Source organism: Allobosea sp. GW822-FHT03F07 (assembly GCF_058801345.1).
Genome location: NZ_JBXAND010000018.1, coordinates 1 through 23,560 on the forward strand (window position 1 = coordinate 1; position 23,560 = coordinate 23,560).

20 protein-coding genes and 2 pseudogenes are annotated in these 23,560 nt (G+C 64.1%); 11 read left to right on the forward strand and 11 right to left on the reverse strand.

Annotated features, from left to right (window positions below; all coding sequences use genetic code 11):
* Positions 1-555: 555 nt before the first annotated feature.
* The 4 genes from AC1RMY_RS25425 to AC1RMY_RS25440 all read right to left on the reverse strand — a co-directional run bounded on the left by AC1RMY_RS25425 (position 556) and on the right by AC1RMY_RS25440 (position 4,835).
* Positions 556-1,827 (reverse strand): YeeE/YedE family protein, encoded by a 1,272-nt coding sequence (locus AC1RMY_RS25425; RefSeq protein ID WP_492869372.1) that lies wholly within the window; start codon positions 1,825-1,827, stop codon positions 556-558.
* A 20-nt stretch (positions 1,828-1,847) separates the two neighbouring features.
* Positions 1,848-2,783 (reverse strand): sulfurtransferase, encoded by a 936-nt coding sequence (locus AC1RMY_RS25430; RefSeq protein ID WP_492869373.1) that lies wholly within the window; start codon positions 2,781-2,783, stop codon positions 1,848-1,850.
* A 281-nt stretch (positions 2,784-3,064) separates the two neighbouring features.
* Positions 3,065-3,715, reverse strand: a complete 651-nt coding sequence (locus AC1RMY_RS25435; protein WP_492869375.1) for an SCO family protein — start codon at positions 3,713-3,715, stop codon at positions 3,065-3,067.
* Between the two features lies 1 nt (position 3,716).
* Positions 3,717-4,835 carry an MBL fold metallo-hydrolase gene (locus tag AC1RMY_RS25440; protein ID WP_492869377.1) on the reverse strand — a complete coding sequence of 373 codons (1,119 nt, stop codon included), beginning with the start codon at positions 4,833-4,835 and terminating at the stop codon, positions 3,717-3,719.
* Between the two features lie 444 nt (positions 4,836-5,279).
* On the opposite strand from AC1RMY_RS25440, the gene AC1RMY_RS25445 reads away from it, so the two are divergent.
* The 4 genes from AC1RMY_RS25445 to AC1RMY_RS25460 are packed head-to-tail and all read left to right on the forward strand — an operon-like array spanning position 5,280 to position 9,331.
* Positions 5,280-6,323 carry a PhnD/SsuA/transferrin family substrate-binding protein gene (locus AC1RMY_RS25445; protein WP_492869379.1) on the forward strand — a complete coding sequence of 348 codons (1,044 nt, stop codon included), beginning with the start codon at positions 5,280-5,282 and terminating at the stop codon, positions 6,321-6,323.
* A 22-nt stretch (positions 6,324-6,345) separates the two neighbouring features.
* A complete protein-coding gene (locus AC1RMY_RS25450; protein WP_492869380.1) occupies positions 6,346-7,212 on the forward strand; it encodes an ABC transporter permease in 867 nt (288 codons plus the stop codon).
* The gene (locus tag AC1RMY_RS25455; RefSeq protein ID WP_492869382.1) at positions 7,209-7,955 is read left to right on the forward strand and encodes an ABC transporter ATP-binding protein; all 747 of its coding nucleotides are present in this window, start codon (positions 7,209-7,211) and stop codon (positions 7,953-7,955) included. The genes AC1RMY_RS25450 and AC1RMY_RS25455 overlap by 4 nt, the downstream gene beginning before the upstream one ends.
* A gap of 26 nt (positions 7,956-7,981) precedes the next feature.
* Positions 7,982-9,331: an LLM class flavin-dependent oxidoreductase gene (locus AC1RMY_RS25460; protein ID WP_492869384.1), complete on the forward strand. Its 1,350-nt coding sequence runs from the start codon at positions 7,982-7,984 to the stop codon at positions 9,329-9,331.
* A 29-nt stretch (positions 9,332-9,360) separates the two neighbouring features.
* Here the strand turns inward: AC1RMY_RS25460 and AC1RMY_RS25465 are convergent, their stop codons facing one another.
* The 3 genes and pseudogenes from AC1RMY_RS25465 to AC1RMY_RS25475 form a co-directional block, all read right to left on the reverse strand.
* The gene (locus tag AC1RMY_RS25465) at positions 9,361-10,380 is read right to left on the reverse strand and encodes a GlxA family transcriptional regulator (RefSeq protein WP_492869385.1); all 1,020 of its coding nucleotides are present in this window, start codon (positions 10,378-10,380) and stop codon (positions 9,361-9,363) included.
* Positions 10,377-10,943, reverse strand: a complete 567-nt coding sequence (locus AC1RMY_RS25470) for an isochorismatase family protein (protein WP_492869387.1) — start codon at positions 10,941-10,943, stop codon at positions 10,377-10,379. Before AC1RMY_RS25470 ends, AC1RMY_RS25465 begins: the two co-directional genes overlap by 4 nt.
* Positions 10,944-11,156: 213 nt before the next feature.
* Positions 11,157-11,486, reverse strand: a pseudogene (locus tag AC1RMY_RS25475) (carboxymuconolactone decarboxylase family protein); the annotation flags it as partial.
* Between AC1RMY_RS25475 and AC1RMY_RS25480 the strand changes: the two are divergent.
* The 3 genes and pseudogenes from AC1RMY_RS25480 to AC1RMY_RS25490 form a co-directional block, all read left to right on the forward strand.
* Positions 11,446-11,734 (forward strand): annotated as a pseudogene (locus tag AC1RMY_RS25480) (transposase); the annotation flags it as partial. The pseudogenes AC1RMY_RS25475 and AC1RMY_RS25480 sit on opposite strands and share 41 nt — an antisense overlap.
* Before the next feature lie 224 nt (positions 11,735-11,958).
* Positions 11,959-13,086 (forward strand): alpha/beta hydrolase, encoded by a 1,128-nt coding sequence (locus tag AC1RMY_RS25485; protein ID WP_492869388.1) that lies wholly within the window; start codon positions 11,959-11,961, stop codon positions 13,084-13,086.
* Positions 13,087-13,140: 54 nt separating this feature from the next.
* Positions 13,141-14,034 carry a LysR family transcriptional regulator gene (locus AC1RMY_RS25490; RefSeq protein ID WP_492869390.1) on the forward strand — a complete coding sequence of 298 codons (894 nt, stop codon included), beginning with the start codon at positions 13,141-13,143 and terminating at the stop codon, positions 14,032-14,034.
* Positions 14,035-14,122: 88 nt separating this feature from the next.
* On the opposite strand, the gene AC1RMY_RS25495 is transcribed toward AC1RMY_RS25490, so the two are convergent.
* The 4 genes from AC1RMY_RS25495 to AC1RMY_RS25510 all read right to left on the reverse strand — a co-directional run bounded on the left by AC1RMY_RS25495 (position 14,123) and on the right by AC1RMY_RS25510 (position 17,377).
* Positions 14,123-14,884 carry a carboxymuconolactone decarboxylase family protein gene (locus AC1RMY_RS25495; RefSeq protein ID WP_492869391.1) on the reverse strand — a complete coding sequence of 254 codons (762 nt, stop codon included), beginning with the start codon at positions 14,882-14,884 and terminating at the stop codon, positions 14,123-14,125.
* A 59-nt stretch (positions 14,885-14,943) separates the two neighbouring features.
* A complete protein-coding gene (locus AC1RMY_RS25500) occupies positions 14,944-15,372 on the reverse strand; it encodes a (R)-mandelonitrile lyase (protein ID WP_492869435.1) in 429 nt (142 codons plus the stop codon).
* Positions 15,373-15,591: 219 nt separating this feature from the next.
* Positions 15,592-16,485, reverse strand: a complete 894-nt coding sequence (locus AC1RMY_RS25505; protein ID WP_492869437.1) for a LysR family transcriptional regulator — start codon at positions 16,483-16,485, stop codon at positions 15,592-15,594.
* 178 nt (positions 16,486-16,663) lie between these two features.
* Positions 16,664-17,377, reverse strand: a complete 714-nt coding sequence (locus AC1RMY_RS25510) for a dihydrofolate reductase family protein (RefSeq protein ID WP_492869392.1) — start codon at positions 17,375-17,377, stop codon at positions 16,664-16,666.
* Between the two features lie 333 nt (positions 17,378-17,710).
* Between AC1RMY_RS25510 and AC1RMY_RS25515 the strand changes: the two genes are divergently transcribed.
* The 4 genes from AC1RMY_RS25515 to AC1RMY_RS25530 all read left to right on the forward strand — a co-directional run bounded on the left by AC1RMY_RS25515 (position 17,711) and on the right by AC1RMY_RS25530 (position 23,214).
* Entirely contained in the window at positions 17,711-18,760 is a 1,050-nt protein-coding gene (locus AC1RMY_RS25515; protein WP_492869439.1) for an NAD(P)-dependent alcohol dehydrogenase, read from the forward strand.
* A gap of 262 nt (positions 18,761-19,022) precedes the next feature.
* A complete protein-coding gene (locus AC1RMY_RS25520; RefSeq protein WP_492869393.1) occupies positions 19,023-19,484 on the forward strand; it encodes a (2Fe-2S)-binding protein in 462 nt (153 codons plus the stop codon).
* On the forward strand, positions 19,481-21,742 hold the full coding sequence (locus AC1RMY_RS25525; protein WP_492869395.1) for a xanthine dehydrogenase family protein molybdopterin-binding subunit: 2,262 nt from the start codon (positions 19,481-19,483) through the stop codon (positions 21,740-21,742). Before AC1RMY_RS25520 ends, AC1RMY_RS25525 begins: the two co-directional genes overlap by 4 nt.
* 143 nt (positions 21,743-21,885) lie before the next feature.
* Positions 21,886-23,214, forward strand: coding sequence for a c-type cytochrome (locus AC1RMY_RS25530; protein ID WP_492869397.1), 1,329 nt, complete (start codon positions 21,886-21,888; stop codon positions 23,212-23,214).
* The last annotated feature ends 346 nt before the right edge of the window (positions 23,215-23,560 follow it).

Here is a 23,560-nt window from a genome sequence, read left to right on the forward strand (position 1 = left end):
GGCGCGAGCACCGGCGACAACGCCGAAGCACAACGAGAAGGCTCCGAGAACGAGGCCGGCTTGAACCAGGCGGCGAATTGCGGGGCGGGCCATCGTGCTCTCCGTGCAGTAAAATACAGCGATTACAATAGCTTGTGAGTGTCATTCCAGCAATCTTCAGCGAATAGGACGCAATGCCAAAGTCGGGTAGACAAAGAGAATTTCGTTCCATGTCGGCCCATCCACCACTGGTCCGATCGCGATCCTCGCCTGCCTCGAAGCCGCCGCGATATGTGCGATCGGCTCATGCCGAGCGGGCCGCCTGATGCGGTCTACCCACCCGAGCCATGGGGTGGAAACACAAGCCACAGGCCTGCGAGAAGCAGGACGACAATACGAAACACGAAATCAAACCACCATTCGCCCGTGGTCCTGGGGCGGTCGGAACCCGGGTCGTTCATGTCGTCACCGAAAAACGGCGTGAAGCAGGATGGTGGCCATCCTCGCGCGACGGTAGCCAATGACCACGGAAGGTCGATGCCGACCCGCCGCCCTTCTGCGGCCTCGCTAGCCGTTTCAAGGGAGCACTCCGACGCGGCGCCCGAACTTCAGGGTTGCCGTCGCACCCGTGATGATCGTCGCTGCAAAGACCCAACCTGAAGCCGCTCCCGCCGAAATGCCGGAGAGCAGCGTGCCGACCGTGCAGCCAAGCGCGATCACCGTCCCCCAGCCCAGCAGCGCTCCGCCGATCAGTCCGCGCACAACATGTCTGGCATCCGGCCGCCGTGGCTTGAACTCGCCGGCCGCCAATGCCGAGGCGAAGGCCGCCAGTACGATCCCTGCGATGAACAGGCCGTTGGGAGTCAGCAGTGCGTCCCGGACAATGGTGGCGCAGCCGCGGAAGCTATCGAGGCCTTCCAGCCGCGAAGGCAGGATGCCGAGGCCCGTCGCTAGTTGCCGTGAGCGCGAGCCAATTTCGGCGGTGACGCCGAGTGGAGACAGCCTCAGATAGGCCGCAACGCCGATAAGACCGACGAAGATTCCGCCGAGCCAGGCCGGCCAGCGCCGCGTGAAGATGACCGCCAACGGATCCACCGCCTCGGTCGATACTGGCGACGGTGTCTTGACTCCGGTCTTCAGCAGCAACCAGGCAATTGTCGCCAGCACCACCAGGCTCGCGACCAAAGCCCCGCCATAACCGAGATGGCGCGGTAGCCAGAGCACGGGTGCATCCGAGATCGTCCAGAGATAGAGCTCGTTCCAGCTCAGGAAGCCGAGGATGAAGCCGGCGACCGCGCCCATCAGCGCGAAAGGCGATGTCGGCGAGCCTTCGCCGAGGCGATAGAGATGGGCGCTGAGGCAGGAGCCCGAAATGGCCATACCCGCGCCGAAGGCGAGACCCGCGAACACGAGCGCGAGGCTCACGGGTCCGATATGCGCGGTCGGTGGCAGGCGCGTGCCAGAGGGCTCCGGCAGCCAGGCGCCATAGATCAGCGTGTAGCCGACGATCCCGACCGCGAGCGCTGTCAGAATGCCGAGCAGCCCGCGCGGATCGCGCCTGTCGAGCCAGTCGGTCCAGATGCAGAAGAAGCAGAAGCGCGAGCGCTGCAATACGAAGCCGAAGGCCGCGCCCAGGATGAGCGAGAGCTGCAACTGCGTTGCCGGTTCGCCATGAACGCCGACGAGATGGATAGCGGCGGCAAGCACGAGCGCCACCACAACGGCGACGACGATGCGCAAGGGCGGAAGCGCCACAGACGAAGCAGCCGCATCGGATGTGTCCGATGCGGCGGCTGCTTCGCGCGCCCGATGATAGTCGAGCGCGCCAGTGTCGTCGGAAATGCTCATGATCCTGACAGGGTATTGGCTTACTTGCCGCCCCAGACCGTACCGGCCGGGTTGTTGATCGGCAGGCCGACCACGTTCCCGTATTCGGTCCAGGAGCCGTCATAGTTGGCGACCTGGTAGCCCAGCACGCGCGACAGGATGAACCAGGTGTGGCTCGAGCGCTCGCCGATGCGGCAGGTGGTGATCACCGGCTTGGAGCCGTCGATGCCGACATTGGCGTAGAGCTTCTTCAGCTCTTCCGGTGACTTCAGGGTGCCGTCGGCCTGGTTGACGGCCTGCGCCCAGGGCACGTTCACCGAGCCGGGAATATGGCCGGCGCGGAGCGCGAGTTCCTGGAAGCCGGCCGGCGCGATGATCTTGCCGGAGAATTCGTCGACCGAGCGGATGTCGAGGATGCGCGCGTCCGATTTCTTCTCGACCGTCGCCACGACATCGGTCAGGCGGGCGCGCAGCTTGCGGTTGGGCTCAGGCGCAGTGAAGTTCGACGCCTTGGCCGCCTGCGGGTTGGTCGAGACCGGGCGCTTCTCCAGCTCCCACTTCTTGCGGCCGCCATCGAGCAACTTCACGTTGTCGCGCAGACCGTAGATGTCGAACACCCAGGCTCCCCACGCCGCGAACCAGTTGTTGCTGTCCCCGTAGAGAACGACGGTCACGTCCTTGTCGACGCCGAGCTTGCGGGCCAGCGCCTGGAATTTCTCGGGCTTGGCGATGTCGCGCTCGACGGTGTCGACGAGGTCGGTGTGCCAGACCACGTTCTGCGCGCCCTGGATATGGCCCCGCTCGAACAGGCCCGGCTCGACGCTGACCTCGACGATCCTGACCTTCGGGTTGTCCAGGTTCTTTTCGAGCCAGTCGGTCGAGACCAGCGCATCCGACTGGGCGAAGGCCGTGCCGGTAAGAGTAACGGAGGCTGCAAGCACTGCGACGCTGCGGCGCAGGAAGGTGAGGGCGGGCATGAACAGGCTCCGGTTCGTCGGACGCTCCCGGAAATGGGGGCGTGCGAATTGACGTAAGGGAGCAAGATCATTTCGCTGGGGGCCGCCTTAAGGAAGCCGCATAGGATTTTTTTGTTCACGAGCGCTGGGAAAGAATGCAGTCGCACGACTTCAGTGTCGGGGAAGGAATTCTGCCGGCATCGATCCGGGATGCGCGCTATCGCGCCGGCGAACCCATCCGGCGCGTGGGTTGACGAGGCTGCGTATGGCTCGTGCGACGCATCGGCTCGTGCCGGCGCAGCTCAATCCCGCGGCAGATGCGATCGGATGATGGTCAGCATCCGCTCGGCCGGTGTGTTCGGCGGAAAGAAGCCGAGATAGCGGCCTTCGGTGTCGAGCAGATAGATGTAGGCGCTGTGGTCGACAGTGTAGTCGCCGACGCCGGTCTCGACCTTCCGGTAGAAGACCTTGTAGGCGTCCGCGGCCTGCCGGATCGCCTCGGTGCTACCCGTCAGCCCGATCAGGCGCGGATGAAACAGCGGGACATACTCCGCCAGATGCGACGGCGTATCCCGCTCCGGGTCCAGCGTGACAAAGACCGGCTGGATGATCTCGCCGGCAGCTCCAAGCTGGTCGAGGGTGCGGCTGATCTCCACCAGGTCGGTAGGGCAGATGTCGGGGCAGTAGGTGAATCCGAAATAGACCAGCATCATCTTGCCGCGGAAATCCGTATCGCTGCGCGTCTTGCCGTTCTGGTCGGTCAAGGCGAAGGGTCCCCCGACCGGCTCGCGGTTCCACATCAGCACGTCCATCAGCTCCGAAGCCGAGCGCCGCGCCGGCTCCTGCGCCCGGACCAGCCCCGAGCCGACCACCCCGAACAGCAGCGCGAAGGCCAGCGCTAGCGCCAGATGCCACAGCGTGAGGGGCGAAGAGGGGCGGCTGCGTGTGCGCATCTCAGGACGAGAAGACGATACGACTGCCGGTCGTGGGCACGATGACGTTCTCGGGCAGTTGCGCCTGCGCTTCGAGGGCGAAGTTGAGCCCGCTGCAATGCATAGGGATGACGACGTCAGGCTTGAGCTTGCCGACCTCGGCGACGACCTGCTGGAGATACTCCTTCGGCGCCGGTCCGAGATGGAAGCCGCCGACGATGGCATGTACCTTCTCGACGCCCGACACCTCTTGGGCCTGCCGCACTGAATTGACGATACCGACATGGCCGCAGGAGCTGATGACGACGAGACCCTTGCCCTTGATGTTGAAGCAGGTGGCGTGCTCGTGGACATGCTCGTCCGGGATCGGCTTGCCGGCGAGTTCGGCGGCGCTGTAGTGGCCGGCGTCGCAGCCAAGCCCGTCCTTGATACCGCGCTCGACGAAAGTGTTGGGCAGGATACGCTCGATCGAGCGGCGCTGGATCTGGCCGGTGGTGAAGGCGTGGCCTGCGACGACGGTGGGCGTCTCGCAGAGCACGGTCGTCACCTTCTGCGCGACGAGGTCCCGCCGGTCGAGCTGGCCGAAATCGGTGAACTGGCCCTGCACCGCGGCGGGGCTGACGCGATGGCAGAAATTGTCCTCGCCGCCGGCATAGAGCTTGAGATCCGGCGCGAGCGCTCCGCGGTACTTCGCGAGGAAGCCGTTCAGCCCGCCGTAATGGTCGTGATGGCCATGGCTGACGATCAGCGCGTCGACCTTGGTCGGATCGACCTTGAGGATGCCGATGTTGTTCAGCAGCGCATCGGGGCTGTAGCCGAAATCGAGCAGGATGGTGCGCGCATCTGCGCCCTGCTGGGATTCGAGGAAGAGCGACAGGCCCCACTGGTTGTGCAGGACCTGGCGATAGTCGGCGCCGCGACCCGACCCCGGTGGGATATGCTGCACGCCCTGAACCGTGCTGGGCTTGAGGAACTGGTCATGTGCGGAGTCAATCAGCACGCGTAGCGACAGCCGGTCGATGGTCGGCACCTCGATCGGCGCGGCGCTTGCAATTTCCACGCAGGCGAAGGTCCCGGTGGCACTCGCCGCGAAAGCGGCAGAGGCTTTCAAGAACGAACGGCGTTCGATCCCGTTTGACATGTCGGGGCTCCCCAGCGTGCACCAAGCGGTGACTTCACCGCAATCTCGATGCTAGCCGCTCGCCGAGAGGGAGAGTTTTCTTAGTTCGCCCTCGGCTTGGCAGGTTTCTCCAAGTCGTCGTGATGCCTTGGATAGAAAGCGTCTCAGGACAGGCGCTGTTGATGTCGGGCGATCCGATCGTCGATCGGAGCGTGTGGGACGCTTTACCCTCCGGCCCGCGCGATGAAGACGGCTAGTGGGAATTGTGCGCGCAATCGCCGGCATGGCCGGCGCGAAACCAGTTCATATGCGCCATTGCACTTAGGGAGAACGATTTTCGCAATTCTTCCGTATATTAAAAAGGACGTTTGTTTGACTTAAAGAACGATCTTCTCGCAGACTCGGACAGGTTTCGGCGCGGCTTTGACCGCCAGCGGCTGGGACGGTGATGCGAGGAGGCGTGCAATGTTTGCGGGGTTCGATCTGTTCGGACGGCTTGGCGGTAGCCGCCGTCAGATGCTGGGGGCGTCTCTGGTGCTGCCCGTGCTTGGCTTGCTTTCGATCCGCGCCCACGCGCAGCCGGCGCTTCCAAAGGCTATCCCAGTCGGCACGAAGCTCGTCGTCGCCGACCAGAACGAGGCCCTGCAGACCTTGATCCAGGCGTCGGGCGAGCAGGCGAAGCTCTCCAGCACGGTGACCTACGCGAATTTTCTCGGTGGCCCGGCCATCCTCGAGGCCTTCCGGGCGGGGGCGCTCGACCTTGCGACGGTGGGCAATACGCCGCCGATCCAAGCGCATGCGGCCGGCGAGCGCATTCCGATCGTCGCGGCACGGACCTCCTCGGAAACGGACTACTTCCTCGCCGTTCGGCCGGGCCTCAAGATCAACAGCCTTGAAGAACTGCGCGGCAAGAGCATCGCCTATGGCGAGGGTACGGGCCGCCAGCCCTTCGTGCTCAACGCGCTGAAGCTCGCGGGGCTGACGCGCAAGGACGTGAAGCTCGTGCCGCTGCGCGCGGCCGATTTTCCCGATGCCGTCCGGTCTGGCCAGGTCGACGTCGCCGCGCTGAACGAGCCGCACTATTCGCGCTATCTGGCCGATTTTGCCGATCGCGGCGCCAGCGCCCTGCCAAAGGCGCAGAACGACCGGCTGCCGAAGAGCCTGACCTACCTCTACGCCAGCCAAAAGGCGCTCGACGATCCGGCGAAGGCCGCCGCCATCCGCGAGTTCGTCCTCGCCTGGATCGACGCCAGCCGCTGGTCGCAGGCGAACCCGGACGCCTGGGTCGATGCCTATTACGTCAAGCGCCAGAAACTGAAGCCCGCCGACGCGCGCAGGATCGTCGAATCCGAAGGGCGCTACGATTTTCCCTCTCTGTCGAGCCTGATCCCGGTCCAGCAGGCGCTGATCGACGTCATCCACGCGGCTGGCGACCTGCCCAGGCACCTCGATGCCCGCGCGGAGTTCGACCTGCGTTTCGATGACGTGATCGCTGGAAAGACCAACTGAAACCAGCGGATCGGGCTCCTTCATGACCCTCTACGATTTTGCTCTGGAAGCTCACGCGCATGAGCAGCTTTCCAAGCGTCCAGCTGTCGCCGTCGCGCCCAGCCAACGCCATGTGCCTGCGCTTGCACCCCGGCGCCTGCCTCCCGGCGCGATCCTGTTCGGCCCCGTGGCTTTCGTTGCGCTCTGGGAACTGGCCTCCGCCGTCGGCTGGATTTCGCCGAGGTTCCTCGCGGCGCCTTCGACGGCGCTGATCACTGGCTTCGAACTGCTGAGTTCGGGCACGCTCGCCGATCATTTCCTGGCATCGGCACAGCGGGCCTATCTGGGGCTCGGCATCGGTGTGGCGCTTGGGCTCGTTCTGGCGCTCGCCTCCGGTCTCAGCCGGGTCGGCGAGGCCTCGATCGACGGGCTGGTCCAGATCAAGCGCGCGGTCCCGACCCTGGCATTGATCCCGCTCGCCATCCTCTGGCTCGGCATTGGCGAGACGATGAAGGTCGCCTTGATCGCGTCGAGCGTGCTGGTACCCGTCTACATCAACACCCATGCAGCATTGCGCGGCATCGACATCCGCCATGTCGAGCTTGCCCGCAGCGTCGGCCTGACACGAGGCGCATTCCTTCGCGAGGTCGCGTTGCCGGGCGCTCTGCCTGGCTTCTTCACCGGCCTCAGGCTCGCCGTCACGACCTGCTGGACCGCACTCGTGGTGCTGGAGCAGATCAATACGAGCGAGGGCATCGGCTATCTGATGAACCGGGCCCGCGACTACGGCCAGACCGACATCATCGTCGTCGGCCTTGCGATCTATGCGGTGCTGGGGCTCGGCTCAGACTTCGCGGTCCGCGTCTGGGAGCGCAAGGCGCTGTCCTATCGCAAGGCGATGGCGTCATGACGCTTGCCCTCCATCCCTATCGTCCGGAGGGCCAGGCGCTCGCGCCGGCGGTTCGGCTGCGCGACGTGACCCGGAGCTTTTCCGGCCGCCGCGTGCTCGCCGAGGTCTCGCTCGACTTCGCACCCGGCGAATTCGTGGCGCTGATCGGCAAGAGCGGTTCGGGCAAGAGCACGCTGCTGCGCGCCATGGCCGGCCTCGACGACGGCGTCGAGGGGGAGGGCACGATCGACGTGCCGGCAGACCGCTCGGTGTTGTTCCAGGATTCGCGCCTGCTGCCCTGGAAGAACGTGCTGCAGAACGTCGTGTTCGGGTTGCGTTCGCCCGAGGCAGACGAACGCGGCCGCGCCGCGCTCGCAGACGTCGGACTGGCGGGCCGTGAGGGCACCTGGCCCAACACGCTCTCGGGCGGCGAGCAACAGCGCGTGGCGCTGGCGCGCTCGTTGGTCAGGGAACCGCGCCTGCTGCTGGCCGACGAACCCTTCGGCGCGCTCGACGCGCTGACGCGCATCCGGATGCACGAATTGCTGTTCCGGCTGATCAGGGATCGCCAGCCGACCGTGCTGCTCGTCACTCATGATGTCGATGAGGCGATCAAGCTCGCCGACCGCGTGCTGGTCATGGACGAGGGCCGCATCATCGTCGACCGCCCCGTGGCGCTCGCCCATCCGCGCGGCAAGGACGCCCGTTTCGACGCCCTGCGCGCCGAACTTCTGGCGTCGCTCGGCGTCGCCGACGCGATCTGATTTCATGTCTCGGGAAGGTCATCGCCATGACGCGTGAACTGCATCTCAACCTCTTCATCAACGGCCGTGGCCATCACGAGGCGGCCTGGCGCCACGACGGCTCGACGCGGCGCGCGCTGACCGATCTGCGCTACTATCAAGAGCTTGCGCTGGCTGCCGAGGCGGCGAAGCTGGATTCGATCTTCTTCGCCGATCATGTCGTACTGGGCGAGGATCTGGACCATTCGGCGCGTGGCGAGCTGGAGCCGCTGACGCTGCTCGGCGCGCTCGCGGCGCTGACCGACCGCATCGGCCTGATTGCGACGGCCTCGACCACCTATAGCGAGCCCTACAATCTCGCCCGGCAATTCGCCTCGCTCGATCATCTCAGCGGTGGGCGCGTCGGCTGGAATATCGTCACCTCCTGGGCGCCGGCCGCCGCCGCCAATTTCGGCCAGGACCGGCAGGCAGGGATCGACCAGCGCTATGCGCGCGCCAACGAGTTCGTCGAGGTGGTCTCGAAGCTCTGGGACAGCTGGGCGCGCGATGCCATCGTCGACGATAGGGCCGGCGGCGCCTACGCCCGCACCGATCGCATCGGCCGTGCCGACCATCGCGGGCCCTTCTTCAAGGTCGCGGGCCCATTGAACATTCCGCGCTCGCCGCAAGGCCGTCCGGTGTTCGTCCAGGCCGGCGCCTCGACCGACGGCCGCGCCTTCGCCGCCCGGTACGCCGAGGCGATCTTCACCGCGCATCTCCAGAAGGAGAGCGCGATCGCCTTCTATGCGGACATCAAGACCCAGGCGCAGGCCTTGGGCCGGAGGCCCGATCAGGTCGTCATCCTGCCGGGCATCAGCGCCGCGATTGGCTCGACCGAACGGGAGGCGCAGCGTGTCTGGGACGAACTGAACGCGTTGTCTCATCCGAGCGTCGGTCTTGCGCGGCTGTCCAACCGCTTCGGCGGGCATGATTTCTCGCATCTGAAGCTCGATCAAGTGCTCTCGGTCGACGACTTTCCCGATCCCTCGCTGGTGGAGGCTTCGCGTAGCCGGTCGCAGTCGATCACCGCCCTCGTCGCCCGGGAGCGCCCGACCCTGCGCGGGCTGCTCCACAGCCTGGCCGGTGCGCGCGGTCACTTCACCGCCACCGGAACGCCCGAACAGATCGCCACCGTGATCGAGGACTGGTTCGTCTCGGGGGCGGCCGACGGCTTCAACGTGATGCCGCCGATTCTGCCGACGCAGTTCGAGCTCTTCACCAGCGAAGTCGTGCCCTTGCTGCGCAAGCGAGGGTTGTTCCGCAGCGAGTATCGCGACGGCACGCTGCGCGACCGGCTCGGGCTCGATCCCGTGCCGAGCCGCTTCGATCCTGCCGAGCCGCTTCAGCGCAGGGCCTGACGGCCCGACACCTGAACACAACGGATGAACTACTGCCACGTCTCGGGTTGCTTCAGCCGCGAGCGGCTCGGTGGCAGGTCGTTGAAGCGGCCCCAGGCGCGGCGCAGTTGCCGAGGCGAGGCGAAGCCGGCGCGTTCGGCCACCGCCTCGATGTCGAGGCGCGACCCTGCCAGAAGCTCGCGGGCGAGCGCGACCCGCATCAGATTGACATAGGCCGTGACGCTCATGCCCGCATGGGCATTGAACAGCCGCGAGAGATGGCGCGGGCTCGTCGCCGACGCGTCTGCGAGGGTCTCGACGGACCAGCTGCGCGCCGGATCGGCCGTGACCGCATCCTGGGCGCGGTGAACGGCGGGGTGGATGTGATTGCGCCCCTCGAGCCAGGGCGAAAGCTGCGGATCGGAGCCCGCACGGCGGAGATAGACGACCAGGTAGCGCGCCACGGCAAGCGCGCAGCCAGGCCCGGCCATCTGCGCGACGATGTGCAGCATCAGGTCGATGCCGGCCGTGATGCCGGCACTGGTCAGGCGGTCGCCGTCCTCGACGAAGAGCCGATTCTCGCGAATGCGCGCCTTCGGCGCCAGCCGCGCCAGTGCGGCGACGCAGCCATGATGGGTGGTGCAGTCGTGATCGTCGAGAAGGCCGGCGCGCGCGGCCAGCAGGGCTCCCGAGCAGATCGACACCAGCTTGATGCCGGGACGGATTGCGCGCGCCAGCCAGGCGACGATCGCAGCCTCGTCGCGCTCATCGGCGCCCTGGCTTTCTGCGGGCGGCCCCATCGGCTCGTCGGCGCTGCCCGCGATCACGACGAGCGCGCCTCGCGGCAGGCTTTCGGGCAAGGGCGCGATCTCGGCCAGCGCCAGTCCGATCGAACTGGCGACGGCCGCGCTCGGCCCGACATAGGTTACGACGAAGCGCACGGCCTGTTGTTCGAGATTGGCCTTGCGCAGAACCTCGATCGGGCCGGCGGCGTCGAGCAGCAGCACGCGTGGCGGCACCACGACATAGACCGGCAGCACCGTCTGCTGGTCCTGCTGCGCCTGGGTCATGCGGCGATGGCCTGCGAGGGTTGCGCGAGCGCCTCTGCGACGGTCGTGATCCGCGCGAAACGACCGGCTAGAACAAGCTCCGTCCGCGCCCTGATCTCGGCTGCGCTCCAGGTGCGGCCGGCCGAATCCGTCATCGGAAAGGTCAAGGTCGCCTCGCCGACATAGTCGACGGCGTAACCCAGATCCGAGGCGTGCCGTGTCGTCGTCTCGCAGCACTGCTCGGTACGGATGCCGGAGATGATTAGCCGCCTGATGCCGTTGCGCGTCAACCAGACGTCGAGCCCGCTGCCGACGAGTGCGCTGTGGCGGCGTTTCCTGAACACCGCATCCGGCGTGATGGCGAGCGGCTCGAGCGGCCTGACGAGCCCGGAGCTCTCCGCGAACGGGCCGCTATCCTCGACATGGAAGATCTGAATGATCGCGATGCCGGCGGCCTTGGCGCCCTCAATCAGCGCCCGCTGCTTGGCAAGGAAGACGGGGACATCGGCCTCCGAGAAGTAGGGGCGATGGCGAAACGATTCCTGCACGTCGATGACGATGAGCGCGGTGTCGGAAATGGACATGGATGGTCTCCAGCGGGTGACTATGGAGACAGTCTAGGGCTTGCGATCAAGGGCGAAATGCCTGTGCCGGACCAAGAGCGGACATATCGCGCCATGAGCCGGGAGGATACACGAGCAGCAACGGCTCCCGACGGCTCCCGCTCGCTATCGTGACGGCCGGGCAGGTCGGAAGGGATGAAGCTACAGGCCTCCCGTGCCAAGACTGTTGGCGGATCAGGGCTGATACTCCGGTTCACCAAGTGACAGCATGAGCCGGTTCGCCCAGTTGAAGAACGAGGCGGAATGGATGAGGTCGGCGATCGCGAGGTCGTCCAGGCCGAGGCCGCGCAGCTTGGCGACATGCTGGGGACCGAAGGCGATGGGCGTCGCCGTCAGTGCAACGGATGCCTCGACGATGGCGTTCCAGAGCGGGTCGAGATCGGCGCCAACGCCCTCGTCGAGCATCCGCGGCACGTGTTCTCCGCGTGTTTCGTCGATGGGCGCTGCGTCCGGATCCTGCCGGGCTCTGTTCGACGAACTGCCCAAGGCGCAATGGCTGCTCGCTGATCGTGGCTATGATGCCGACTGGTTCCGCGACGCCTTGCGGGAAAAAGGGCATCAAACCGTGCTCGGAAATCCCGGGCGAAGCCTGTCAAATACGACAAGCGCCGCTACAAACGCCGTAACCGCATCGAGATCATGTTCGGCCGCCTCAAGGACTGGCGACGCGTTGCCACCCGCTACAATCGATGCCCAACCGCCTTCTTTTCCGCCATCGCCCTCGCGCTGCCACCGTCATCTTCTGGCTCTGATCCGTGAGTCCTGCCCCTAAGCTGGCTGCGTACCCCGTCGAGAGAGGAAGGCGTCACTCGACTAGGGGGCACCACACTGCGCATTCATGAGAATCGCTCATGAGAGTAAGCGTGCTTCACAAACTAATCCAGCAGCTAGGCAGACCTTATCTTGAGACCCGATCGGGTGCGATCGACCCTTAGGGAAATGAGCCCGCACCGCGAACCCAACCGGGAGACCGAGCATGACTTCTCACAGCGTGACATCTTGCCCTGAGACCGATGAGGACCGGGCCACCGTGCAGCATGTCATTGATCGCCGCGACGTGCTCAAGCTGACAGGCGCGGGCATGGCTGCGCTGGGCGCGATGCCGTTCGCAACGTCTCTTGCCACAGCGCAGGACATGTCCAACGGCGCCGCGAACTTTCACACCAGCGATAAGGTGCAGCTCCAGAAAGTCACCTTCCGTAATCAGTACCGCATGAACGTGGCGGGCAATCTCTTCGTCCCGAAAAACGCGGCCCCTAACGGGCGCTATCCGGCGATCGTGGTCGGACACCCAATGGGAGCCGTGAAGGAACAAAGCGCCAACCTGTACGCCACCAAGATGGCGGAACAGGGCTTTGTAGCCATGGCGATTGACCTGCCGTTTTGGGGCGGCAGCGAAGGGGAGCCTCGCAATCTCGTTTCGCCGGATCATTATGCGGAGGCCTTCAGCGCTGCGGTCGATTTCCTCGGAACCCGCACCTTCGTCGAGCGCGAGCGCATCGGTGCGATCGGCATCTGCGGCAGTGGCAGCTTCGTCATCAGCGCGGCCAAGATCGACCCGCGCCTCAAGGCCATAGCAACCGTGAGCATGTATGACATGGGCGCGGCCAATCGTGATGCGCTCAACAAGTCGCTGACGGTCGAGCAGCGGAAGGCGATCATCTCCGCCGCCGCTCAGAGGCGCTACGCCGAGTTCGAGGGAGCGCCGACGGAAGTTACCGGCGGTACGGATATCGAACTCACCGCGACGACCCATCCCATTCAGCGCGAGTTCTACGATTTCTATCGCACGTCCCGCGGCAAGGTCACGCCGGCGGGCGCGACTGACCAGACGACCACGAAGCCGACGCTGACCAGCAACACCCGGTTCATGAACTTCTATCCGTTTAACGATATCGAGACGATCTCGCCGCGTCCGATGCTGTTCATCACCGGCGATCAAGCGCACTCGCGAGAATTCAGCGAGGACGCCTACCGCCGAGCCGCCGAACCGAAGGAACTGGTCTGGGTGAAGGGCGCCGGCCACGTCGATCTCTACGACCGGGTGAACCTGATTCCATTCGACAAGCTCAATGCGTTTTTCAACCAGCATCTAACGGCGTGATCGGCCCAGCGTCTCGCGCTAAATTCGTGCCCCTGACCTAGGAAAGGGTTCCGAGTGGCTCGTGAGAACATCAACGACATCATGGCATTCCTGGCCGTCGCGCGGGAGCGGAGCTTCACCCGCGCGGCCGCCAGGATGGGAGTCTCGCAGTCGGCTCTGAGCCATACGATTCGGGGGCTCGAGGCACGGCTCGGCGTCCGCCTGTTGACACGAACGACCCGAGCCGTTTCGCCAACCGACGCCGGCGAGCGGTTACTACACGGCGTGGGGCCGCATTTCGACGAGATCGAAGCGCAAATCGATGCCCTCAACGCGCTCCGGGACAAGCCCGCTGGGACCATCCGTATCGTCGCCGCCGACTACGCGATCAAGCATGTCCTCTGGCCGAAGCTGCGGACCTTCCTGCCTCGCTATCCCGACATTAAGGTCGAGCTCATCCTCGACAACGGACTAACAGACATCGTCACCGAGCGGTACGACGGCGGCGTGCGCATGGGCGAACATCTCGCCAAAGACATGATCTCGGCTCGTATCGGCCCTGACTTCTGCCTAGCCGTTGTCGGCGCTCCGTCTTACTTCGCCGCTCACGGACAACCAGAGCATCCCAAGGACCTGCTCGGGCACACCTGCATCAATTTCAGACTAACCGGCTCTGGTGGTCTTTACGCCTGGGAGTTCGAGGAGAACGCCCGGGAGATCAAGATCCGCGTTGACGGCCAACTTGCCTTCAATAATACCTACGATATGTTGGACGCTACGCTCGATGGTTTTGGGTTGTCTTACATTCCGGAGGAAATCGTTTCACCTTACCTCGCCGATGGCCGGTTGAGGCGCGTTCTGCAGCCGTTCTCGCCTTACTGGGACGGCTATCACCTCTACTATCCGAGCCGGCGTCAATCCTCGCCCGCCTTCGTCGCTCTCGTCGATGCTCTTCGCCACCGGGCGTGAGTTGGAGTTCAACGTACGACATCGGGTTATAAGCGCTCTCCGACCCGGTTGGCATGCCTTCTGGGCCGGCGCTGCGCAATACATGGCTTCATTTCCTAGATTCGAACACGCCTTTGGCAACCGTCATGGCGCCGAAGGCATGAGGCAAGCCTGCGTAGAAGCCGCTATGCGAGATGATCTCGCCGATCTCCGCGCGTGTAAGGCCGTTGTTCATGCCGATGTTCATATGCGAGCCGAGTTGCGCCGACTGTCCGTTGGCAAGGAGTGAGCTGATGGTAACCAAGCTGCGATCGCGAGGGGCGAGATCGGGCCTCAGCCAGAGGTCGCGGAACAGGAAGTCGGTTGTGTCCTTCACCAGCCCGGGAGAGATCGTGCCGAAGTTCTCGTCGACGAACTTAACGCGTGCGGCCTCGGCGGCCTCGTTCAGCGGCAGAGGGTTGGGCGTAGCAGACGGCACCTGGTCGGCCCCGATCTTGCGGCTGGCGAAGGCCTGCTTGACGAAGGGAACGGCCGCGGTGGCGTTCGCCCACCCTGAATAGAATGCCAAGTGCGTGATCATCTCCGAAATCTCGGCCGGCTTCACGCCGTTCTCCAGCGCAAAATTGATATGAAATGGAAGTTCGACCGTCTGGCCGCGTCCGATCATGATCGAGAGCGTCACGAGGCTGCGGTCGCGCGGCGTCAGGCCCGGACGTTTCCAGACCGTGCCGAGCAAGCCCTGCTGCGTGTAACGAGACAGGGCGGGCGAGACGGATTCGAGATCGGCGAGCGTCGGTATATAGGTCTGCCCTTGAGCGAGACCGGGAGTCGACATTCCGAGCGCCAAGAGCGTGGCGGCAACGAACTTCATGGGTGGCTCCTTGTTCGACTGAATTGGCAGTGGAGATTAGTGAGCAGTGAAGCTGACGGTTACTTGGCGTACTGCTCGTCGGTGACCTTTTCTAACCAGTCGACGTTCTTACCCTCGGCGACTTCGGTGATGGCGGTGTGGCTCATCGCGGTGGTTGCGGTCGCGCCGTGCCAGTGCTTAACGCCCGGTGGGCACCAGACAACGTCGCCCGGCCTGATCTCGCGCCTCTCGCCGCCCCAATGCTGCGTCCAGCCCACGCCGGACGTAACGATGAGGACCTGGCCAGCCGGATGCGTGTGCCAAGCCGAACGGGAGCCGGGCTCGAAGGTGACATGGCCGACCGTGACGCGGCTTGCCTTATCGGCGAACTGCATGTCGATGCGGACTGGCCCGGTAAAGGTCGCCTCGGGCCCCTTTATTGAGGGACGAGAGCCGTTCGGGAAGATGCGGCTTTCCTCGGCAGCGGCGGGACCGGCCAATGCCGCCATGAGTGCGCCGGCCGGTGCGGAGATGCTGGTTTTCATGACTGTCCTCATTTCGACAACGGGTCCTCGCTCTCACGGCAACAGACCGCCTTGCGGCGATGGCGACGTGGGCGAATTCAATTGGCTCGAAAGGAGGATAGGGAGGGCAGGCCGCCGGAATTAGTGGCCGTCGGGCGCTATGGCCTATCAATCTCGCTCATGAATGCAGCGACCGGCCGCTGCTCACGCACGATAGCGGAGGGCATCTACTAAAAGCCCGAAAGCCGGCGAGGCTTGGCGGCGACTAGGGTAGTAGATGTGATAGCCCGGCCATGGCGGGCACCAGTCCTCGAGGACCGACACAAGCCGTCCTGCGGCGATATGCTCCGCTGCGATGGGCTCCGGCATATGCCCAAAGCCAAACCCCGCCAAAACGCCCTGCAGGACCTGGTAGATCGTGTTGAACACTAATTGACCGTCGACGCGGACACGTAGCTCCTGATCGCCTTTTTCGAACTCCCAGGCATACAAGCCGCCATGGGTCGGCAGCCTAAGGTTCACGCAGCGATGTGCCACGAGGTCGTTGGGGACCTGTGGCTTGGCTCGACCCTGGAGGTAATCACGCGAGGCGACGGCGACGAAGCGGAAGTCGGGACCGATCCGAACGGAGATCATGTCCTTGGCGACCTGATCGCCCATCCGCACGCCGGCGTCATATCGGTCGGCGACTATGTCGGCGAGACCGTAGTTCTCTACGAGTTCGACGTTGATGTCGGGGTATTCGCGGAGAAACGGCATGATGCGTGGCCAGAGCACATGCTGGATCGCGAAATCGGTCGCGGTGATGCGGATGGTACCAGCGGGCTTGTCGCGGAAATCACTCAGGCTCTCGATCTCGCTTTCAAGTTCGGCGAGCCGTGGTGCCAAACGTTCGAGCAAGCGTTCGCCAGCCTCGGTGGGCGATACGCTGCGTGTGGTCCGGGTCAGGAGACGGACGCCGAGCCGTTGTTCGAGATTGCGAACGGTGTGGCTCAACGCTGATTGTGAAACGCCGAGCTGAGCGGCCGCACGCGTAAAACTGCATTCGCGTGCGACAACGAGGAAAGCCAGCAGGTCGTTGATGTTCTGCCGGAGCATGGCACCCGTGGTTGAATGCATCGATTGATGAACCCGATCAATAAGCGAGTGCATCTCTCGGCGCATAATCACGGACGCGTCATACGGCGACACGGCTGCCTGGGGGGCGGCATTCCGCGTGACGTCATCATCGCCATGCGGTTGCCCGGCTCGATCCCGGTCTATGGTGTGCCCCCTCTCAAGGCAACTTCTCGACGGAATGGCGTAGCCAGACCATGCCGCCTTCGAGAACTTCGCAGGACGTGAGGCGGAGCGACTGGCCGGCGCCAGGCTTCTCTCCATCCGGCCCATGCCATGCCACGATCGTGTCCATGCTCGCTGCGCCATCGACCGCCGGATAAATCAGCGTGCTGAACTCGTCGATAAGGCCAGCCTTCAGAAAGGCTCCGTTGATCACGCCGCCACCTTCCAACATCAGCGTCTTCGCACTGAAGAGCTCGGCGATCATCGCTAGCGCCCCGGCGAGATCGTCGCCTTTCGGGCCCGCGAACAGGTAGGACACACCGTCCTCGCGAAGCTCTGCCAGATAGGCGTCACTTACCTGCGTCCCCAAGACTGCGACGATATGGTCGCCACCGATATTGTCCTTGCCGTAGTGCACGCGGCCGGCTGGATCGATGGCGATGGCGAGGTTTCGACCGCCGCGTTCACCGAGATGCGGCTCGCGCGGAACGCTCGTCACATCGACGATTTCACGCGCCGCACCTTTTGACATTTCCGCCATGGTCTTCCGACCGACGATCCAGCCATCTGCGCCAAAACTGTCGTGGACGCGCTCGTAATGTCCCCGAATGACGTCCAGAGCGACGCCGGATGGCAGCGCCGTGAAGCGGCTTGGATGGAGCTTGCCGTCGATCGACGTGCCCATATGGCAGATGATGAAAGGCTTCATGAGAGTTCTCGTGAGCAGGATGGGCCAGTACGGCTTTCAAGGCGGGAAACGGGACCGCCACACATTGGTGCGGCAGATCGCGGGACGCCTGCCGATTTGCGGCGCACCTTAGAACGCGTCGGAACAATCGATTAGCTCCACGGCGCGACATGCCGATATCACCGCCGCTCATTAGTCGAACGCGACACGACGCGCAGGTCGATCTGGGATATATGAATTCGGCTCAATAACTCATCAAACGGGAGGCGCCTAATCCGCGGGCGTCATTCAGACTATGTCAGGCCGTCCGCACGCAACCACTTTGCGATGTCGGGCAGAACATATCTGGAGCTGGTGATGACCATCAGAGCTTTCGGCAGCTATGCCGGGCACAAGCCCCTCGAACCCATGTCGATTACGCGTCGGGAGCCCGGTCCGAACGACGTTAAGATCGACATCGCCTATTGCGGCATTTGCCATTCGGACCTGCACCAAGTCCGGGCCGAATGGGCTGGGACGATCTTTCCCTGCGTGCCAGGGCACGAAATCGTCGGGCGCGTTTCGGCGGTCGGAGCCGATGTCGCAAACTTCAGGACGGGCGACCTCGTCGGCATCGGCTGCATCGTGGATAGTTGCCGTCATTGCTTTGAATGCGACGACGGTCTTGAGAACTATTGCGACCACATGGTCGGGACCTACAATGGCCTTACGCTGGACGCGCCCGGTCACACGCTCGGCGGCTACTCGCAGGAGATCGTCGTCCATCAACGCTACGTGCTCCGCATCCGGCACGCCGAGGAGCAGTTGGCCGCGGTCGCCCCGTTGCTCTGCGCCGGCATCACGACTTATTCGCCGCTAAAGCACTGGGGAGCCGGCCCGGGAAAGAAGGTCGGCATCGTCGGCATTGGCGGGCTCGGGCACATGGGCATCAAGATCGCGCATGCCTTGGGCGCTCAAGTCGTCGCCTTCACGACGTCGGAATCGAAGCGCGAGGATGCGAAGGCGCTGGGCGCGGACGAGGTTGTCGTCTCCAGGAACGCGGCCGAGATGGCCGCGCATGCCAAGAGCTTCGACCTAATCGTCAACACCGTTGCCGCCCCGCATGATCTCGACGCCTTTACCACTCTGCTCAAGCGCGACGGCACGCTGACGCTTGTCGGCGCGCCGGCATCGCCGCATCCATCCTCGAACGTGATGAACCTGATCATGAAGCGGCGCGCCATCGCCGGTTCGATGATCGGCGGCATCCCGGAGACCCAGGAGATGCTCGACTTCTGTGCCGAGCACGGGATTGTCTCCGACATCGAGCTGATCCGCGCCGACCAGATCAACGATGCCTATGAGCGCATGCTCAAGAGCGATGTGAAATATCGTTTTGTGATCGATAACGCGACCTTGCCGTGAACCGATTGGCGCGGGACGTCGCGCAGGCGGGGGCGCTCTCCCTCGAGGCCCCGGGCGAGCATCGGCCAATCGTACGCGCCCGGACGCTGTCGGGAGTTCACGCTGGGCGATTTAGCGATCTAGCTCATGACCGCTAGCAATGGGCAGCGATTATCAGGCTCGCTCTTTCGAGACAGAATAAGTTGCAGTTGTGGCCGTGCACGAGATGTCGCGCGCAGCCCGCTGACACGTCCTGACGACTGCATGGAGGCGGCGGACACCTATGAAGATCACCATCAATGGCGGCGTCGTCGACGTCACCTCTGATCCCGACACGCCCCTGCTGTGGGTCATCCGGGACGAACTCGGACTTACTGGAACGAAATACGGCTGCGGCCTCGCTCAGTGTGGCGCCTGCTCCGTACTGGTCGATGGGCAGGTCATGCGATCCTGCGTCACGCCGATCGAGAGCGTGGCAGACCGCCAAATCACGACCATCGAGGCGATTGAAGCTGACGAGGTCGGCAAGCGGGTGGTGTCCGCCTGGGTCGAGCATCAGGTTGCCCAGTGCGGCTACTGCCAATCCGGGCAGGTCATCGCCGCGACCGCGCTGCTCAAGCAAGCGCCGGCCCCCTCAGACGAGGACATCGCCGCCGCGATGATTAATCTGTGCCGGTGCGGAACGTACAATGCCATCAAGACGGCGGTAAACGACCTTGCCGGGCGCAAGGAGGCAAAGCTGTGAACGATCTCAGCCACACCTTCCTCGCCACAGGTGACATGCCCGATGGCGCCCCCGCAAATGTCTCACGGCGCGGTTTCCTGCTGTCTTCGCTCGGCCTGACAGCAGGCGGACTCGTTCTCGGCCTCGGCGTTCCGGTCCGCCCCGCCAAGGCTCAGCAAGCCGCAGCGGCCGCTCCAGGCACGCGCGTGCCCGCATTTCTAGAAATCCGCCCCGACAACAGCGTCCGGCTGTTCAGCCCCTTCGTGGAGGGCGGCCAGGGAATCTTCACCGCGATGGCTCAGATCGTTGGTGAGGAGCTGGACGTGGCACCGTCCTCCTTCGTCGTCCAGAACGCGCCGGCCGGCCGCGACTTCCAGATCATTCTCAACGGCATGCGCATTACCGGCGGCAGCATGTCGGTGCGCCTCAGCTACGACACCATGCGACGTCTTGGCGCGTCCGCGCGTCACATGATCCTGCAAGCGGCCGCAGCCCGCCTCGGCGTACCGGTCGGTGAACTGACCACGGAACCAGGGCGCGTTCTCCATGCGGCGTCTGGCCGCTCGCTGGCCTATGGTGAGGTTGCGAGCGAGGCGATGGATCTCCCGATCCCCGCGCCAGACCAGGTCAAGCTCAAAGACCGCAGTGCTTTCCGCTGGATCGGCAAGTCCGTCCCGCGCCTCGACGTCTACGACAAGTCGGTCGGTAAGGCTGTCTACTCCATCGACACGAAGGTCGAGGGCATGCTCCACGCCGCGGTCCAGCATGCGCCACGGCTGGGCCAGAGCGTCGGCTCGATCCGCAATGAAGGTCAGGTCAAGGCGATGGCGGGGGTCCACTCCGTCCATCGACTGCCTGGGGCGGTCGCGGTGGTGGCAGAACGGTGGTGGACCGCCAGGCGTGCTGCCGAGGCGCTTCAGGTCGATTGGCGTGAGGCCGGTTCGGAGCCGGTTATGCCAGGTGCTCGCACCATGCCGGCGGATTTCTCGTCCGCGTCTTTTAGCGATCGTCTGGCGAATGACACCGGGAAGGGCAAGGAGGCCGAAGCGGCGGGTAACGTCGAGCGGGCGCTCGCTTCAGCTGGAAAGGTGGTGTCCGCCACCTACAGGTCTCAGTATGTCAGTCACGCCCAACTGGAGCCGCCTTCGGCACTCGCGCGCTTCAACCCCGACGGAAGCCTCGAACTCTGGATGCCGAACCAGGCGCCGGAAATGTTCCAAGCCGACATCGCCAAGCGTACTGGCCTCGAACTGTCACAGGTCAAGGTTCACAGCCCGTTGCTCGGTGGCTTCTTCGGACGTCATTTCCTCTACGCGGCCGCAAGCCCATTCCCGCAGGCCATCCAACTGGCCAAGGAGGTCGGCCGCCCGATCAAGGTGATCTGGAGCCGCGAGGAGGAATTCCTGCGAGATCCGCTGAGACCGATGGCGGCAGTACGCTTCCGAGGCGCCGTTGACGCCAGCGGCATGCCGGTGGCACTGGAAGCGATCACCGTGACCGAAGGCCCGACGGAGGGCATCTCCGGACACAACCCCGCCAAGATCGACCCGACAGCGGTCGAAGGCCTTTCGGGCAAGGCCTATGCGATCCCGAACCACCGCATCGCGCAGGTCTACGTCCAGAACCCAACCATGCTCGCCTATTGGCGCTCGGTCGGGAACTCGATGAACGACTTTTTCTATGAGAGCTTCCTCGACGAGCTCGCCGATAGCGCTGGCCAGGATCCTTACGAAATGCGCCTCAAGCTGCTCCGGGATAACCAGCGTCTGACGACTTTGCTCAAGGCGGCCGCGGATCTTTCGGGAGGCTGGAAGCGAGGACCGTTCACCGCAGCCGATGGAACCCGTCGAGCGCGCGGTGTCGCCATGGCTTCGCCCTTTGGCAGTCATACGGCGGCGATCGCGGAGGTATCGATCCGCGCAGGTCAGGTCGTCGTGCATGACGTCTGGCAGGCAATCGACCCCGGAAGCATCGTCAATCCGGCTATTATTGAAGCGCAACTCAACTCTGCGACTGCGCTAGGGCTATCCCAGGTCCTCCTCGAGGAGACGGTCTACGAGAAGGGCCAGCCTGTCGCACGCAATTACGACATGTACCCCATCCTTCCGCCCGACCGGATGCCCCGCGTGCATTCGCGTATCGTAGAGAGTGGCGAGAAGATGGGCGGCATTGGCGAGCCAGGCCTGCCTGCCGTGCCGCCGGCGGTCGCTAACGCCGTGTCGACGCTCACCAATCAGCGCGTCCGGCGGATGCCGCTCTCGCATTACACCTTCGCTTGACCAAACGAAGGCATGATCGCTGAGCCTGCTGGCGCACCCGGTGATTTTCCGGTGGGTGCGCCATCGGCGTCCGCTCCGGTTCCGGGGACGTTCGCCGGCCGCCGACATCAGCCCGTCAAAATCCCCACGCGGTGGACCTGTCCGTGAAGAAAGCTCTTCTCTTCATCTTGCTGGTCTGCGTTGCGAGCGCCGCCGGACTGGCGTGGTTTGTCACGCGCATCCCGTCCTCACCCTTTGAGGGGTTGGCCGCGCTCCCCACTTCTTCCCCTGAACTGATCCGTCGCGGAGAGTACGTGGCGCGGCAGGCGGACTGCGTCGCTTGCCACAGCATCCCGGATGGCAAGCCATTCGCGGGTGGCCTGGAAATGGGAACGCCGCTCGGCTCCATTTTCGCTACGAACATCACGCCGGATCGGCGCACGGGCATCGGCTCCTATTCGCTGGCCGATTTTGATCGAGCCACGCGACACGGCGTAGCTCCGGGTGGTCGACGGCTCTACCCGGCGATGCCCTATCCGTCCTACGTCAAGATGAACGACGAGGACATCCGCGCCCTCTACGCCTTCTTCATGAATGGCGTCCCAGCGGTGGAACAGCTCAACCGTGAATCCGGCATAAAATGGCCGCTGAACATGCGCTGGCCGCTGGCACTATGGAATGCTGTTTTCACCGAGAGCGGCGTCTATTCGCCGAAACCCGATCGGGACGAACAGTGGAACAACGGTGCCTACCTCGTTCAGGCGGCCGGACATTGCGGCAGTTGCCACACTCCACGCGGCCTGGCGATGAACGAGAAGGCGCTAGACGAGAAGAGCCCGCTTTATCTTTCCGGCGCGCTGCTCGACGGTTGGTATGCGCCGAGCCTACGGCAAGACCACAACACCGGTCTGGGCCGCTGGAGCGAGGACGACATTTTTGGCTTCCTGAAGAATGGCCGTAACAGACATGCGGTGGTCTTCGGCTCTATGACCGAGGCCTACAACAACTCCCTGCAATTCCTGACCGACGCCGATCTTCGGGCAATGAGCGTCTATCTGAAATCGTTGCCCGGTGACCCCAGTCGTGACGGGGCGCCATGGCAGTACGTTGGCACTCCGATGGATCGCAGCCGGCCCGGCGCCCAGACCTACGCAGCCAAGTGCGCTTTCTGTCACGGTCAGGACGGCCGCGGGCAGAACCAGTGGATTCCGCCTTTGGCCGGGGCTGCCTCCTCTCTCGCTACCGAGAACGCATCCCAGATCAACGTGACTCTCAACGGCGCGTTGCGGGTGATCACGGCTGGCGTCCCGGACGCCTACCGCATGCCGCCTTATCGCTCGCAGCTGTCCGACCGCGAGATCGCGGACGTCCTGACCTACATCCGCTCCTCTTGGGGAAATCGCGGAGGAGCGATCAGTGTGGATGACGTGAGGGCGCTACGCGCCAATACCGATCCGGCGAGCAGTAATCCGATCGTCCTTCAGATGCGATGAATATTGCCTGACGTGGGAAACGCGCTCGTCAAAACGGCAATCCCCTACGCATAGCAATCTATCCCTGCCATCGCGCTTCGGTGCTCCAGACAACTTGCGCCCGCCACGTGCGGGGCGCCACTGCGGGATAAGCCTCGTAACCGCCTCAGTCGACAACTCTGACACCCACCCCTTTAAATACCGGGCTGTTGGTGCAGCTCAGCGCTCGCTGCTGGCGACGCGATGCAGCGCTTCCCTGGCAGCCCAGTAGCGCGCACGATTCAGGGGGGACGGCGATCCAGCATCAAGGTCCTGTCTTCGATGACAGCTTTGCTGACGTAGATCGGCCGCACCGAAGTGGCCACCT

Bases quoted from the DNA above. Each gene is read 5' to 3' on its own strand.
- AC1RMY_RS25425 (WP_492869372.1), bottom strand. From the start codon at position 1,827: ATGAGCATTTCCGACGACACTGGCGCGCTCGACTATCATCGGGCGCGC.
- AC1RMY_RS25430 (WP_492869373.1), bottom strand. From the start codon at position 2,783: ATGCCCGCCCTCACCTTCCTGCGCCGCAGCGTCGCAGTGCTTGCAGCC.
- AC1RMY_RS25435 (WP_492869375.1), bottom strand. From the start codon at position 3,715: ATGCGCACACGCAGCCGCCCCTCTTCGCCCCTCACGCTGTGGCATCTG.
- AC1RMY_RS25440 (WP_492869377.1), bottom strand. From the start codon at position 4,835: ATGTCAAACGGGATCGAACGCCGTTCGTTCTTGAAAGCCTCTGCCGCT.
- AC1RMY_RS25445 (WP_492869379.1), top strand. From the start codon at position 5,280: ATGTTTGCGGGGTTCGATCTGTTCGGACGGCTTGGCGGTAGCCGCCGT.
- AC1RMY_RS25450 (WP_492869380.1), top strand. From the start codon at position 6,346: ATGACCCTCTACGATTTTGCTCTGGAAGCTCACGCGCATGAGCAGCTT.
- AC1RMY_RS25455 (WP_492869382.1), top strand. From the start codon at position 7,209: ATGACGCTTGCCCTCCATCCCTATCGTCCGGAGGGCCAGGCGCTCGCG.
- AC1RMY_RS25460 (WP_492869384.1), top strand. From the start codon at position 7,982: ATGACGCGTGAACTGCATCTCAACCTCTTCATCAACGGCCGTGGCCAT.
- AC1RMY_RS25465 (WP_492869385.1), bottom strand. From the start codon at position 10,380: ATGACCCAGGCGCAGCAGGACCAGCAGACGGTGCTGCCGGTCTATGTC.
- AC1RMY_RS25470 (WP_492869387.1), bottom strand. From the start codon at position 10,943: ATGTCCATTTCCGACACCGCGCTCATCGTCATCGACGTGCAGGAATCG.
- AC1RMY_RS25485 (WP_492869388.1), top strand. From the start codon at position 11,959: ATGACTTCTCACAGCGTGACATCTTGCCCTGAGACCGATGAGGACCGG.
- AC1RMY_RS25495 (WP_492869391.1), bottom strand. From the start codon at position 14,884: ATGAAGTTCGTTGCCGCCACGCTCTTGGCGCTCGGAATGTCGACTCCC.
- AC1RMY_RS25500 (WP_492869435.1), bottom strand. From the start codon at position 15,372: ATGGCGGCATTGGCCGGTCCCGCCGCTGCCGAGGAAAGCCGCATCTTC.
- AC1RMY_RS25505 (WP_492869437.1), bottom strand. From the start codon at position 16,485: ATGCTCCGGCAGAACATCAACGACCTGCTGGCTTTCCTCGTTGTCGCA.
- AC1RMY_RS25510 (WP_492869392.1), bottom strand. From the start codon at position 17,377: ATGAAGCCTTTCATCATCTGCCATATGGGCACGTCGATCGACGGCAAG.
- AC1RMY_RS25520 (WP_492869393.1), top strand. From the start codon at position 19,023: ATGAAGATCACCATCAATGGCGGCGTCGTCGACGTCACCTCTGATCCC.